General features: G+C 70.9%; 14 protein-coding genes and 2 riboswitches. Of the genes, 10 read left to right on the top strand and 4 right to left on the bottom strand.

All coding sequences use genetic code 11. The features are described from left to right. Positions 1-16: 16 nt before the first annotated feature. A complete protein-coding gene (gene ggt / locus AAHF99_RS19740) occupies positions 17-1789 on the top strand; it encodes a gamma-glutamyltransferase (RefSeq protein WP_342166176.1) in 1773 nt (590 codons plus the stop codon). A 7-nt stretch (positions 1790-1796) separates the two neighbouring features. Here the strand turns inward: ggt and AAHF99_RS19745 are convergent, their stop codons facing one another. Together AAHF99_RS19745 and AAHF99_RS19750 are read right to left on the bottom strand one after the other, a co-directional pair. Then, positions 1797-2027 carry a hypothetical protein gene (locus AAHF99_RS19745; protein WP_342166177.1) on the bottom strand — a complete coding sequence of 77 codons (231 nt, stop codon included), beginning with the start codon at positions 2025-2027 and terminating at the stop codon, positions 1797-1799. Positions 2028-2160: 133 nt separating this feature from the next. Continuing rightward, positions 2161-2796, bottom strand: coding sequence for a L,D-transpeptidase (locus AAHF99_RS19750; protein WP_342166178.1), 636 nt, complete (start codon positions 2794-2796; stop codon positions 2161-2163). Positions 2797-2931: 135 nt separating this feature from the next. On the opposite strand from AAHF99_RS19750, the gene argE reads away from it, so the two are divergent. Beyond that, a complete protein-coding gene (argE, locus tag AAHF99_RS19755) occupies positions 2932-4104 on the top strand; it encodes an acetylornithine deacetylase (RefSeq protein WP_342166179.1) in 1173 nt (390 codons plus the stop codon). A 75-nt stretch (positions 4105-4179) separates the two neighbouring features. Then, complete coding sequence (locus AAHF99_RS19760; protein WP_342166180.1) at positions 4180-4788, top strand: glutathione S-transferase; 609 nt, start codon at positions 4180-4182, stop codon at positions 4786-4788. A gap of 3 nt (positions 4789-4791) precedes the next feature. Here AAHF99_RS19760 and AAHF99_RS19765 read toward each other — a convergent pair whose 3' ends face one another. After that, positions 4792-5259 (bottom strand): DoxX family protein, encoded by a 468-nt coding sequence (locus AAHF99_RS19765; protein WP_342166182.1) that lies wholly within the window; start codon positions 5257-5259, stop codon positions 4792-4794. Between the two features lie 134 nt (positions 5260-5393). Further along, a riboswitch (glycine riboswitch) is annotated at positions 5394-5495 on the top strand. 1 nt (position 5496) lies between these two features. Then, a riboswitch (glycine riboswitch) is annotated at positions 5497-5612 on the top strand. 66 nt (positions 5613-5678) lie between these two features. Between AAHF99_RS19765 and AAHF99_RS19770 the strand changes: the two genes are divergently transcribed. From AAHF99_RS19770 to AAHF99_RS19790, 5 genes are all read left to right on the top strand, one after another. Further along, a complete protein-coding gene (locus tag AAHF99_RS19770; RefSeq protein ID WP_342166183.1) occupies positions 5679-6938 on the top strand; it encodes a D-amino acid dehydrogenase in 1260 nt (419 codons plus the stop codon). 79 nt (positions 6939-7017) lie between these two features. Next, positions 7018-8148, top strand: coding sequence for a threonine synthase (locus AAHF99_RS19775; protein ID WP_342166266.1), 1131 nt, complete (start codon positions 7018-7020; stop codon positions 8146-8148). A gap of 25 nt (positions 8149-8173) precedes the next feature. After that, a complete protein-coding gene (locus AAHF99_RS19780; RefSeq protein ID WP_342166184.1) occupies positions 8174-9295 on the top strand; it encodes a DSD1 family PLP-dependent enzyme in 1122 nt (373 codons plus the stop codon). Positions 9296-9432: 137 nt separating this feature from the next. Further along, positions 9433-11100 carry a DNA repair protein RecN gene (recN, locus tag AAHF99_RS19785; RefSeq protein WP_342166185.1) on the top strand — a complete coding sequence of 556 codons (1668 nt, stop codon included), beginning with the start codon at positions 9433-9435 and terminating at the stop codon, positions 11098-11100. Positions 11101-11240: 140 nt separating this feature from the next. After that, positions 11241-11438 (top strand): hypothetical protein, encoded by a 198-nt coding sequence (locus AAHF99_RS19790; RefSeq protein WP_342166186.1) that lies wholly within the window; start codon positions 11241-11243, stop codon positions 11436-11438. A 7-nt stretch (positions 11439-11445) separates the two neighbouring features. Here the strand turns inward: AAHF99_RS19790 and AAHF99_RS19795 are convergent, their stop codons facing one another. Further along, positions 11446-11691, bottom strand: coding sequence for a hypothetical protein (locus AAHF99_RS19795; protein ID WP_342166187.1), 246 nt, complete (start codon positions 11689-11691; stop codon positions 11446-11448). Positions 11692-12012: 321 nt separating this feature from the next. On the opposite strand from AAHF99_RS19795, the gene pstS reads away from it, so the two are divergent. Both pstS and pstC read left to right on the top strand, forming a co-directional pair. Further along, complete coding sequence (pstS, locus tag AAHF99_RS19800; RefSeq protein WP_342166188.1) at positions 12013-13053, top strand: phosphate ABC transporter substrate-binding protein PstS; 1041 nt, start codon at positions 12013-12015, stop codon at positions 13051-13053. Between the two features lie 102 nt (positions 13054-13155). After that, positions 13156-14130 (top strand): phosphate ABC transporter permease subunit PstC, encoded by a 975-nt coding sequence (gene pstC, locus AAHF99_RS19805; RefSeq protein WP_342166189.1) that lies wholly within the window; start codon positions 13156-13158, stop codon positions 14128-14130.

Here is a 14130-nt window from a genome sequence, read left to right on the forward strand (position 1 = left end):
ATCGGAAGGGCCGGGAATGCACACACGCTGGCGGAGTGCCCTCGTCGTCGCCTGCGCCCTGGCCCTGCCGGGCCTCGCGCGGGGGGCCTCGGCCCCGGCGGTCGAGGGCCGGAACGGCATGGTCGTCTCGTCCCAGGCGCTGGCCTCGCAGGTCGGGGCGGACATCCTGGCGGCGGGGGGCAACGCCGTCGATGCGGCGGTGGCGGTGGCCTTCGCCGAGGCGGTGGTGAACCCCTGCTGCGGCAATCTCGGCGGCGGCGGCTTTCTGGTGCTGCACACGGCGGAAGGGCGCAGCCGCTTCGTCAACTTCCGCGAGAAGGCCCCCGGCGCCGCGAGCCGCGACATGTATCTCGGCGCGGACGGCAACCTCGTGCCGTTCTCGACCCTGCGCGGCTGGAAGGCGGCCGGCGTGCCGGGCACGGTGCTCGGCCTCACCACCGCGCTCTCCCGCTACGGCACGCTCCCCCTCGCCAAGATCATGGCCCCCGCCATCGCGCTCGCGAAGGACGGGTTCGTGCTGACGCGCGGCGACACCGATATCCTCGAGACCGGCACGAAGAAGTTCGAACGCGATCCGACGGTGGCCAAGATCTTCCTGCGGCCGGACGGGACGCCGTTCCGGCCGGGGGACCGGCTCGTCCAGGCCGACCTCGGCAAGACCCTCCAGGCCATCGCCGAGGGCGGGCAGGCGGCCTTCTACCAGGGTGAGATTCCCCGCGCCGTCGAGGCGGCCTCGTCGGCGGGGGGCGGGATCCTCACCGCGCGGGATTTCGCGGACTACACCGTCACCGACGACAGGCCGCTCTCGTGCACCTACCGGGGGGCGACGATCCTCTCGGCGCCGCCGCCCTCCTCGGGGGGCACGACGCTGTGCGAGACGCTGACGATCCTCGACGGCTACGACATCGCCGCCTCCGGCTTCAACTCGGCGCGGACGGTGCACCTGATGGTCGAGGCGATGCGGCGGGCCTATGCCGACCGCAACGCGACGCTCGGCGACCCCGCCTTCGTGGACAACCCCGTCGCGCGGCTGATCTCGCCCGACTACGCCCGCACCCTCCGGGAGGGGATCCGCCTCGACCGGGCGACGCCCTCGTCCGACATCCGCCCCGATCCGGCGCTGCAGCCGCCCCGCGAGCGGCCCGAGACCACGCATATCTCCGTCCTCGACCGGGCGGGCAACGCGGCCTCGCTGACCTACACGATCAACGGCTATTTCGGCTCCGGGGCGATGGCGCCGGGCACGGGCTTCTTCCTCAACAACGAGATGGACGACTTCACCACCAAGGTCGGGGTGCCGAACCTGTTCGGCCTCGTCCAGGGCAGCGCCAACGCCATCGCGCCGGGCAAGCGCCCGCTCTCCTCCATGGCGCCGACCATCGTCCTGCGGGAGGGCAAGCCGGTGATGGTGGTGGGCTCGCCCGGCGGCTCGCGGATCATCACGATCAACGCGCAGGCGATCATGAACATGCTCGATTTCCGGATGCAGCCGCAGGAGGCGGTCGACGCCCCGCGCATCCATCACCAATGGCTGCCGGACACGGTCTACGCGGAGCCCTTCGCCCTCTCGGCGGACACCCTCGCGATCCTCAAGGGCATGGGCCACAGCGTGCAGGTGCAGGTGCCGTGGGGGGCGCAGGAGCTCATCGCCACGAGCGGCGCGGTGCCGGCGGAGCCGAGCGCGCCATCCTCAGGCAACGACGCCTCGCGCACGCAATCCATGCGGCCGGGCCTGCTCTACGGCGCCAACGACAACCGCCGCCCGGCGGGGGCGGCGATCGGCGAGTGAGCCGGATTCAGTTGATGAGGCAGAAGCCCGCGCCCGTGCCGACCCGGCGCTCGGGCGGGCAGGAGGGTTTGGCCGGCGCGGCCTGGGCGGGCTGGACCGAGCCGGTCGTGCCGGGCTCGATGCCGCGTAGCCATGCGTCGAGGCGCGGACCCCGGGTCGAGACCACGCCCTCGGCGGTGCTCGCCAGGACCGGCGTCGCCAGCATGAGGCACGCGGTGGAGAATGCAGCGAGCCGCATCATCGAATCGTCCCCCCTCTTCCAACCTCGCGCCACGGGCGGCGCGGGTGCGGGGAACACCATCGCGACCGCCCGTAAACGCTTCACTTAGAAGAAGAGTTAACGCCTGCGCATTCCCGCAGGAGTTGAGTTCTCAGTAGCCGTCGTAGAAGCCGGCGGGGCCGTAGCCGCCGCCGTCGATTCCGCGCGGGTCGATGGCGACGGGGCGCCGGGCGGGCACGGCGTAGTAGACGGTGCGGGCGCCGGTCTGGTCGTCGTCGAACGATTCGACGCCGTATCCGGTGCCCCGGCCGCGCGCGATGGTGCGGGTGCGGGAGCCATTCTCGGCCATGGCGGCGCCCTCGCCCTCGATCCGCACCTGGGTGCGGTTCATGCCCTGCGCCTTCACGAGGGTGAACAGGGTCGCGGCGTTGCGCACCGACAGGCGCACGCAGCCGTGCGAGACCGCGCGGCCGAGGCTGCGGACGTGGTTCGTGCCGTGGATGGCGTGGCCCTGGTTTGTGAAGAACGTCGCGTAGGGCATCGGCGCGTCATCGAACTCCTTGGAGAAGTGCGTGCGCTCCATGCGGAACGGGCGGAAGCTCCCCGAGGGCGTGTCGTAGCCCGCCGCGCCGGTCGAGACCGGCCAGGAATAGCGCGGCGTGCCGTCGACGACGACGGACATGCGCTGGGCATCCTTGTCGACGGTGATGACCACGTCGGCGCGGGCCGGGGCGGCGCCGAGCGCGAGGAGCAGGCTGGTGAGAAGGGCGGCGGATCGGACGCGCATCGATGAATCCCTGACGCCACGTTGGCGGAAGACCGCGAGGCGTTCAGCCGAGCTACGCCTTTGGGGCTCTCCGGTTCCCGGTGCGCGTAGTAAGACTTCCGTGCGTTGTCGAGGGGCACGTAAGGGACCAAGGGTATGACCGGGAACGGGGTAGAGACGGTGGACGCGGCGGAGATCCTGGCGACGCTCGTCGCCTTCGACACGGTGAGCGACCGCTCGAACCTTCCGCTGATCGACTGGATCGAGGAGTTCGCCCGGCGCCACGGGGCGGCGGTGACGCGGGTGTCCGACGAGACCGGCACCAAGGCGGGGCTGTGGATCGGCCTCGGTCCCCTGGACCGGCCGGGCTACGTGCTCTCCGGCCACAGCGACGTGGTGCCCGCCGACGGCCAGCCCTGGAGCTCGGACCCGTTCCGGCTGCGGGAGGAGGGCGGCCGGCTCTACGGGCGCGGCACCTCGGACATGAAGGGGTTCCTGGCCGTGTGCCTCGCCCTGCTGCCGGAGATGGCGGCGGAGCCCCTGGCCGTGCCGCTGCACATCGCGGTCTCCTACGACGAGGAGGTCGGCTGCCTCGGGGTGCGGCCGCTCATCGCCCGGATGGGCGACCTATTCCCGAAGCCGCTCGGCTGCTTCGTGGGCGAGCCCACGGGGATGGAGGTCGTCCTCGGCCACAAGGGCAAGTCGGCGGCGCGGGTGACGTTCACCGGCCGCGCCTGCCATTCAGCCCTGGCGCCGCAGGGGGTCAACGCGGTGGAATACGCCGCGCGGTTCATCGAGCATGTCCGGCTGATGGCCGAGGGGCTGGCCCGCGAGGGCGCCCGCGATGGGCTCTACGACGTGCCCCACACCACCGCCCTGTCGAGCGTGGTGCGCGGCGGCTCGGCGCTCAACATCGTGCCCGATACCTGCAGCGTCGATTTCGAGGTGCGGGCCATCGGCGCCGACGATGCCGGCGCCCTCACGGCGGCGGCCGTCGCCTATGCCGAGGGGCACCTCGTTCCCCTCATGCGCGCCGCCGACCCCGCCTGCGGGATCGCGGTCGAGCCGCTCATCGCCTATCCCGGCCTCGACACCGCGCCGGAGGCGGCAATCGCGACGCTGGCCAAGCGCCTCGCCGGGCGGAACGCCCACGCCAAGGTCTCCTACGGGACGGAGGCCGGGCTGTTCGACGCCGCCGGGGTGCCGAGCGTGGTGATCGGCCCCGGCTCCATCGCCCGCGCCCACCGGGCGGACGAGTACGTCACCCGCGGCGAGCTCGACGCCTGCGCCGGCTTCCTCCGCCGCCTGATCGGTGAATGCCGCGGATAGGCGCCGCGCCGGGGCTGGATTTCCCGGCCGGAACGGTGCGTTGTGCCCCTCGACCGTGACAGCCGGGACAGGCCGATGAAGCTCCTCTACTCCCCCGCCTCACCCTATGCCCGCAAGGTGCTGGTGCTGGCCCACGAGACCGGCCAAGCCGGCGCGATCGAGGTCGTCACCGCCGGCACCTCGCCCGTGGCCGGCGCGCCCGACGTCTCGCCCCACAACCCGCTGGGCAAGGTGCCGGCGCTGATCCTCGCAGACGGCACCTGCCTGTTCGACAGCCGGGTGATCTGCGAATACCTCGACATGCGCTCCGAGGGCGCGCACCTCTTCCCCGAGGGCGCCGAGCGCTGGGACGCCCTGACCCGGCAGGCCCTCGCGGACGGGATGCTCGATGCGGCGCTCATCACCCGCTACGAGCGCGTGATGCGCCCCGAGCCCCTGCGCTGGCAGGATTGGGATGCCGGCCAGATCGCCAAGATCGTGGCGGGGCTCGACCGGATCGAGACTTTCGTCGCCGACATGCCGGTGCTCGACATCGGCACGATCGCCATCGCCTGCGCCCTCGGCTACCTCGATTTCCGCTTCCCCGACCTCGCGTGGCGCGACGGCCGCCCCGCGACGGCGGCGTGGTACGCGGTGTTCGAGGGCCGCCCGTCGATGACGGCGACGGTGCCGCCGCAGGGCTGAGGCTCAGCGCGGCGAGGCGGTCTCGTACGGGTGCGAGGAGGCGAGCGGGTCGGCGAAGAAGTTCTCCACCGTGCTCGCCCCCGTGCCGAAGGTGATGAGCAGGAAGCCCCCGGCGAGCGCGAAGTTCTTTAGGAAGTCCCAGAACAGCTCGCGGCCCTTGCCGCCGGACCAGAAGTCCCCCGGCGCCCAGAACTGCTTCCACAGGAGGGCCGTGACGCCGCAATAGCCGGCCATCACAAAGGCGGCGGCGCGGTCGAACGCCCCCGTCAGGATGCAGGCCGACATGCCGATCTCGACGGTGAGCCCGACGAGGATGAGCACCACGGCCGGGGCGGTGGCATGCACCGCCTGCTTCGCCTGACCGACCGCGCCCTTGAAGTTCACGATCTTGTCGAGGGCGCTGAAGGGCAGGAACAGCAGGACGAGGAGCAGGCGGGTGCCGAAGGCGATGGCGAGGCTCAGGGCTGGCATCCGGTCGTGGGCTCCATGACGGCGTCGTGGGGGCAGGTGTGACAGGCGCCGCCGATTGCAAGGAAGTCGGGCGCGATGCCCCGAAAACGGGCTTGGGTGGACGGGGTCGCCTGCGCTAATGTCGCAGGGCCCATTACGACGATGCGGGAGAGACCGGGACGGCCCGACAGAGGCCGCCCGGCGCCGACGGAGCAACCGCCCCGGAAACTCTCAGGCACCAGAACCGTGTCGTCGGGGCAATCTGGAGAGCGGTGCGGCGGATTCGTCCGCTGGCACCCGCCGAAGGGGACGTCCGTGCTCACCGCCCTGCCAAGGCGGCGCCGGATCAAACTCTCAGGCACCGGGACAGATGGGGCGCGACCGGCCGGCTTCACTCGAATCCGGTCCCATGCGTCCCCTTGGCCCGGAGTCCCAAACCCATGACCCATGTCGCCGTGATCGGCGCCGGCATCACCGGCGTGACGACAGCCTATGCCCTCGCCACGCGGGGGTATCGCGTCACCGTCCTCGACCGCAACCGCTACGCCGCGATGGAGACCTCCTTCGCCAATGGCGGCCAGCTCTCGGCCTGCAATGCCGAGGTGTGGAACAAGGTCTCGACGGTGATCCAGGGCCTGCGCTGGATGACCCGCCGTGACGCGCCGCTGCTGATGAACCCGGCCCCGTCCTGGCACAAGCTGTCGTGGATGGCCGAGTTCGTCCGCGAGATCGCCCATTACCGGGCGAACACCGTCGAGACGGTGCGGCTCGCGATCAAGGCGCGGGAGGCCCTGTTCGCCATGGCCCGCGCCGAGGGGATCGACTTCGACCTGAAGACCCGCGGCATCCTGCATTTCTACCGGGACGAGGCCGCCTTCCGGAAGGCGGAAAGCGTGAACACCCTGCTCCGCGAGGGCGGGCTGGAGCGCCATGCCGTCACGTCCGACGAGATCCGCGCCATCGAGCCGACGCTGGCGGGCTCGTATTACGGCGGGTTCTTCACCCCCTCCGACGCCACGGGCGACATCCACAAGTTCACGCGGGGTCTCGCCGCCGCCTGCGCCCGCAGGGGCGTGCGCTTCGTCCACGACGCCGCCGTCGCCTCGATCGAGCCGGGCGGGGAGGGGGGCCACGTCGTCGGCTGGCGGGAAGCCGGAAGGGGCGAGGCCCAAGAGGAGAGTTTCGACGCGGTGGTGATCTGCGCCGGCACGGCGAGCCGCCATTTCGCGGCGATGCTGGGCGACCGGGTGAACATCTACCCCGTGAAGGGCTACTCGATCACCGTGAACCTCTACACGCCGGAGGCTCAGGCGGCGGCGCCGCAGGTGAGCATCCTCGACGAGGCCACGAAGATCGTCACCAGCCGGCTCGGCGAGGACCGCTTCCGCGTGGCCGGCACCGCCGAGTTCAACGGCTTCAACCGCGACATCCGCCACGACCGCATCCAGCCCCTGGTGGATTGGACCCGCGAGCAGTTCCCCGGAATCGCCACCGACCGGGTGATCGCCTGGAGCGGCCTGCGGCCGATGCTGCCGAACATGCTGCCGAAGGTCGGGCGCGGGCGCCGGGCGGGGGTGTTCTACAACACCGGCCACGGCCATCTCGGCTGGACCCTCTCGGGCGCCACCGCCGAACTCGTGGCCGAGGCCGTCGCGGCCGAGCACGAGCCCGGCACGGCGGGCCTGCGCCTCGCGGCGTGAGGCACCCCGCAGCGCGCGTTGAATTTTGAATAAAGTTCACGCCGCGCTACGATCATCCGAGAGAGGCTCGACCATGACGATGCCCGCCTATGTCGATCCCATCGACGGGACGACCTACCCGATCGACACGCCCCGCTGGCGCTCCGAGGCGGGTCGACCGCTGATGATCACCGACCTGCCGGGCATCGGGCGGGACGGGATCGACACCGCCGCGCGCTCGCTCTGGCGCTATGCCGGCGCCCTGCCGGTGGCGGTCTCCGACCCGATCAGCCTGGGCGAGGGCTGCACGCCCCTCGTCCGCCGGCCCTGGCGGGGCGGGCACGCCCATTTCAAGCTCGAATGGTTCGCGCCCTCGGGCAGCTTCAAGGACCGGGGCGCCTCGGTGATGCTCTCGATCCTGCGGCAGCAGGGGATCGACGCGGTGCTGGAGGATTCCTCCGGCAACGGCGGCGCGGCGGTGGCAACCTATGCGGCCGCCGCCGGGATGCGGGCCAAGATCCTCGTACCCGCCTCGACCTCGCCGGCCAAGACCGTGCAGATGCGCGCGGCCGGCGCCGATATCGAACTGATCCCCGGCACCCGGCAGGATACCGCCGACGCGGCCGTCGCCCAGGCCGAGTCGATCTTCTACGCCAGCCACAACTGGCAGGCGCATTTCCTTCAGGGCACCAAGACGCTCGCCTACGAATTGTGGGAGGATCTGGGCTTCCGCGCGCCGGATTGCGTCATCATCCCCTGTGGGGCGGGCAGCAACATCCTCGGCTGCGATATCGGCTTTGGCGAATTGCTGCGCCGGGGCGAGATCGCCCGCCTGCCGCGCCTCTACGCGGTGCAGCCGGCCCATTGCGCGCCGCTCCATGCCGGCTTCGCGGCGGGAGCGGAGGACGCCCTGCCCATCGACCCGCGCCCGACGCTCGCCGAGGGCGCCTCCATCGCCCGGCCGGTGCGCGGGCGGGAGGTGCTGGCGGCCCTGCGGCGCTCCGGCGGCGGCACCGTCGCGGTGTCCGAGGCGGCCATCGAGGCGGCGCTGCATGAGCTGGCCCGGTCGGGCCTCTATGTCGAGCCGACCTGCGCCACGGCGGCGGCGGCGCTGAGCGACCTGACCGGACGCGGCGCCATCCGCGCCGACGAAACGAGCGTCGTCGTCCTCACCGGCACCGGCATCAAGGCCACGCCCCGCATCGCCGACCTGCTCGACGCCCGAGCCTGAGACACAACAACAAAGGAGGAACCCCATGGCCAACACGCTCCCCGCCGCCATCGGCATGCCGGTCGATGAGGTCGACACCCCCTGCCTCGTGGTCGATCTCGACGCCTTCGAGCGCAACGTCGAGAAGCTCGGCCGCTACATGAAGGAGAAGGGCCTGCGCCACCGGGCGCACGCCAAGACGCACAAGTCCTCCGACATCGCGATGATCCAGATCGAGCGGGGCGGGGCCTGCGGCGTGTGCTGCCAGAAGGTCAGCGAGGCCGAGGCCCTTGTGAGCGCGGGCATCCGCGACGTGCTGGTCTCGAACCAGGTCGTCGCGCCCAAGAAGATCGAGCGGCTGGCGGCTTTGGCCACCCGCGCCCGGGTGCTGGTCTGCGTCGACGACCTCGGCAACGTCGACGACCTCTCAGCGGCGGCGGTGAAGGTCGGCGTCACCCTCGAATGCCTCGTGGAGATCGATGTCGGCGCGGGCCGCTGCGGCGTCGCGCCGGGCGAGCCGGCGGTCGCCATCGCCCGCCGCATCGCCGACCGGCCAGGCCTGACATTCGCCGGGCTCCAGGCCTACCAGGGCAAGGCTCAGCATGTGCGCGACCACGACGAGCGCCGGGACCTGATCCAGAAGGCCATCGACGACACGAAGCGCACCATCGATCTCCTGAAGGCCGAGGGCCTGTCCTGCGCCATCGTCGCGGGGGCGGGCACCGGCAGCTTCGAGATGGAGGGGGCGAGCGGCGTCTACAACGAGCTGCAATGCGGCTCCTACGTCTTCATGGACGCCGATTACCAGCGCGTCCGCGATGCCGGCGACAAGCCGATCTCGGAGTTCGAGAACAGCCTGTTCATCCTCACCTCGGTGATGAGCAAGGCGAAGGCAGACGTCGCGATCTGCGATGCCGGCCTCAAGGCGCAGAGCGTCGACAGCGGGATGCCGATCGTGTTCGGCCGCAGCGACGTCGAGTACCTGAAGGCCTCCGACGAGCACGGGGTGATCGCCGATCCCGGCAACGTGCTCCGGCTCAACGACCGGCTGCGCCTGATCCCCGGCCATTGCGACCCGACCGTCAACGTCCACGACTGGCTGGTGGGCGTCCGCAACGGCCGCGTCGAGGCCCTGTGGCCGGTTACGGCGCGGGGGGCGCTCCTGTAGGGGCGGCACGCCGCGAACTTTTAGGGTGAATCGCCGGGGCGGCCGGCTTATGTACGCACTCCGTTCCCGAGAGCGCGCCGCCGGTCGCGGCGGTGTGCTCCCGGTCCCTTCCGCCCCCTGGGATGCCCCGCCGCAGCATGCTCGCGCAGCTCGCGATCCGCGACATCGTTCTGATCGACAAGCTCGAACTCAATTTCCGCGAAGGGCTCAGCGTCCTCACGGGTGAGACGGGCGCGGGGAAGTCGATCCTGCTCGACGCCTTCGCCCTGGCCCTCGGCGGCCGCGGCGACGGCCGCCTCGTGCGCTCCGGCGAATCGCAGGGCGGCGTGACGGCGGTGTTCGACGTGCCCCTCGACCACCCGGCGAGGCGCATTGCCGCCGAGGCCGAACTCGACACCGAGGGCGACCTGATCCTGCGCCGCACGCAGATGGCGGACGGGCGCACCCGCGCCTTCGTCAACGATCAGGCGGTGGGCGTGCAGGTGCTGCGGGCCATCGGCGCAGCCCTGGTGGAGATCCACGGCCAGCACGACGACCGGGCGCTGGCCGATCCCGCCTCGCACCGGGCGATCCTCGACGCCTTCGGCGGGCTCCAGCCGCAGGCGGCCAAGGTCGGCACCGCCGCCCGCGCCCTGCGCGCCGCCCGCACCGCCTTCAGCGAGCACAAGGAGCGGGTCGAGACCGCCCGGCGCGAGGCCGACTTCCTCCGGCACGCCGTCGAGGAACTCGGCGAACTGAACCCGCTGCCGGGGGAGGAGGCGAGCCTCGCCGAGCGCCGCACGGTGATGCAGCAATCGGAAAAGATCGCCCGCGAACTCAACGAGGCGCTGGACGCGGCCGGAGGGCCGCATTCGGGCGTGCCGCACCTCTCGGCCGCCCTGCGCAAGCTGGAACGCCGGGCGGCGCTGCTGCCGGCCCTGGTCGAGCCCTGCGTCAACGCCCTCGACGCGGCCCTCGTCGCCCTCGACGAGGCGCGGGCCGCCATCGAGAACGCGGTGGCCGAGGCGGAATTCGATCCGCGCGAACTCGAACGCGTCGAGGAACGGCTGTTCGCCCTGCGCGCGGCGGCGCGGAAGTACAACGTCGCCGCCGACGACCTCGCCGACCTCGCCGGGCGCTTCGCCGCCGACGTCGCCGCCATCGACGCGGGCGAGGCCGAACTCGCCACCCTCGAAGCCGCGCAGGGGAAGGCGGAGGCCGCCTATGCCGCCGCCGCCGAGACCCTGAGCGCCGGCCGCAGGAAGGCGGCGCGCAAGCTCGACGCGGCGGTGCAGGCCGAACTGCCGCCCCTCAAGCTGGAACGCGCCCGGTTCATCACCGAGATCGCGACCGACCCCGCCTCCCGCGACGCCGCCGGCATCGACCGGGTGGAGTTCTGGGCGCAGACCAACCCCGGCACGAAGCCCGGCCCGATGATGCGCGTCGCCTCGGGGGGCGAGCTGTCCCGCTTCATGCTGGCTTTGAAGGTGGTGCTCGCCGACAAGGGCTCGGCCCCGACCCTGATCTTCGACGAGATCGACACGGGGGTCGGCGGCGCGGTGGCCGACGCCATCGGCCTGCGCCTCTCGCGGCTTGCCGACACGGTGCAGGTCATTGCCGTCACCCACGCGCCGCAGGTCGCCGCGCGGGCGGCCACGCACCTCCTGATCGCCAAGGCGCCGGTGAAGGGCGCGGGGCGGGTGGCGACCCGCGTCTCGACCCTGCCGGTGGAAGACCGCCGCGAGGAGATCGCCCGGATGCTCGCCGGCGCCACGGTGACGGACGAGGCCCGCGCCGCCGCCGCCCGATTGTTACTGGGTGTCTGAACCGGACAGTATTGTCGCAGGTTCCGCCGCAAGCTTAACGATAGGTTGACGGTAACGCGTAGTTAACCAAGTTAGTGGAGTGTCGCCATCGCTCGTCCCGTCATCGTCGGTCGAGCCGGTTTTCGGTATCGGAGAGGACCATGAGCCGGACTGCTGCCATGGCAGGAACACGCATCGCGTCCGCGAAGCCGGGGAATGGCGTCGATACCGGCCATCTCGGCCAGAGCCTGCGCCGCGTCTACGAAGACAGCATCGACACGCAGCCGATCCCCGATTCGCAGATCGATCTGCTCTTGCGCCTGCGCCACAAGGAGCGCGACCGCCGTCAGGCCCTCTGACGCGCGCTCACCACCGCCGGGCGCCGGGCTGGCGCCCGTACTCCGCCGCCCTGATCCGCGTGAGCACCCGGTCCAGGCTGAGGAGCAGGTCCGCCTCCTCGCGCGCGGCCTCGCCGGCCTCGGCCGCGTCCCGCGCCACCCGCTGCCGCGTCTGGCAGAGGGACAGCGCCCGCTCCAACGCCTCGCGCTCCTCGTGAAGCTCACGCCAGGCCGCGTCCGGATCGTCGCCCTCCCTCGCAGGCCCTGTCACCACGTCCACGATCCCTTCGGCCCCATCGCCCGGTGCCTCCGGGCAACGGATCGATGCGACATCAACGCAGCCGGCCGCCATCCCGTGCCATCGCCTTGGAGGAAGGTCTCCGAGGCTCCGTTGCTGATTTGTGTCCGGGCCGGATCGATTCGAGAAATCAGGTTCTTACCGCAGCGCAAAAGGGTGTGCGCGCCGGGGTTGTCATAGCCCTGTCATACGACCGGCGTACCGCCCCGAGCGCCGGCCGGACCCTTCCGTGCCCCTTGGATCTGCGCCGTATCGCCCCGGGGCCCGGCGGCGCAGCCGACCGAGACGGAGACACCCTTGAGACCCTTCGCTTACGCGCTCGCCCTCGGCCTCGCGACGGCCCAGCTCGCCTCCGCGGCGCTCGCCGCCGACATCACGGGAGCGGGGGCCACCTTCCCCTTCCCGGTCTATTCCAAGTGGGCGGAAGCCTACCGCAAGGAGACCGGCACCGGCTTGAACTACCAGTCGATCGGCTCCGGCGGCGGCATCAAGCAGATCCAGGCCAAGACCGTCGATTTCGGCGCCACCGACGCTCCCCTGAAGGGTGAGCAGCTCGCCAAGGACGGCCTCATCCAGTTCCCGACCGTGATGGGCGGCGTCGTCACCGTGGTGAACATCCCCGGCATCGAGGCCGGCAAGCTGAAGCTGACCGGCGAACTCATCGCCGACATCTACGCCGGCAAGATCGCCAAGTGGTCGGACCCGCGCATCGCCAAGCTGAACGAGGGCGTGAAGCTCCCCGACGCGAACGTGACGCCGGTCTACCGGTCCGACGCCTCGGGCACGACGAACATCTTCACGACCTACCTCTCCCAGGCCTCCGAGGCGTGGAAGAAGGAATACGGCGCCGCCACGACGATCTCCTGGCCCGTGGGCCAGGGTGGCAAGGGCAACGAGGGCGTGACCGCCACCGTGAAGCAGGTCCCGAACTCGATCGGCTACGTCGAATCGGCCTACGCCAAACAGAACAAGCTGGCCTACACGCTCATCCAGAACAAGGACGGCAAGTTCCCCGAGCCGACCGACAAGGCGTTCCAGGCGGCCGCCGCCAGCGCCGACTGGAAGGCCGCTCCGGGCTTCGGCATCTCGCTCACCAACCAGGCGGGTGCGGATGCGTGGCCGATCACCGCCGCGACCTTCATCCTCGTCTACAAGGAGCCGGCCGACTCGGCGAAGGCCGCCGACGTGCTGAAGTTCTTCGACTGGTCGTACAAGAACGGCGACAAGCTCGCCTCGGACCTCGACTACGTCCCGCTGCCGGACAACGTCGTCGCCCTGATCCACGACGAGTGGAAGACCATCAAGGGCAAGGACGGCAAGCCCGTCTTCGGCATGTGATCCTGGGACTTTAGATCCCGCGCGGGGAGGGGGCTTCGGGCCCCCTCCCTCGCATCGCGGGTGCCGCCACGATAGAAGTCCGTCCATTCCAGAGAATCGCGGATGCCCGCCTTGTCGCAGTCCATCGCCATCGCCGAGACGCGCTCCACCCCGCGCCGGGGTCCGAGCCGTGGGCTCGATGCGGTGTTCCGTACCTGCTCCTACGCCGCCGCCCTGCTCGTGCTGCTGGTGCTGGCCGGCATCCTCGGCTCGATCCTCTACGGCGGCTGGCCCGCCTTCCGCGAATTCGGCTTCGGCTTCCTCACCTCCAGCGCCTGGAACATCGGCACCGAGCAATACGGCGCCCTGGTCGCGGTGATCGGCACCCTCGCCTCAGCGGTGATCGCGCTGCTGATCGGCGTGCCGGTCTCGCTGGGCATCGCGATCTTCCTGACGCAGCTCTGCCCCGGCTGGGCGCGCAAGCCCGTCGCCATGACGATCGAACTGCTCGCCGCCGTGCCGAGCATCATCTACGGCATGTGGGGCCTGTTCATCTTCGCCCCGATCTTCGCGCGCTTCGTGCAGATCCCCCTCTCGAACCTCGTCGAGGGGCTCCCGGTGGTCGGCACGCTGCTCTATGCGCGGGTGCCCTCGGGCGTCGGCATCTTCACCGCCGGCATCATCCTGGCGATCATGATCGTGCCGTTCATCGCCTCGATCGCCCGGGACATGCTGGACCAGATCCCCACGGTCCTGCGCGAGAGCGCCTACGGCATCGGCTGCACCACCTGGGAGGTGGTGCGCCACGTCCTCGTGCCGCAGGCCGCCGTGTCGATCATCGGCGCGATCATGCTGGGCCTCGGCCGGGCGCTGGGCGAGACGATGGCGGTGACCTTCGTGGTCGGCAACGCCAACCGGCTCTCGGCCTCGATCTTCGACCCGTCCTCGACCATCGCCTCGCGGATCGCCAACGAGTTCAACGAGGCGGACGGCCTGCAACTGAACGCCCTGATGGCGCTCGGCTGCATCCTGTTCGTCATCACCTTCATCGTGCTGATCGTCGCGCGGCTGCTGACCCGCCGCGTCCGGGCCGCCTGA

The organism is Methylobacterium litchii (assembly GCF_038442315.1).
Taxonomy (GTDB): Bacteria; Pseudomonadota; Alphaproteobacteria; order Rhizobiales; family Beijerinckiaceae; genus Methylobacterium; species Methylobacterium litchii.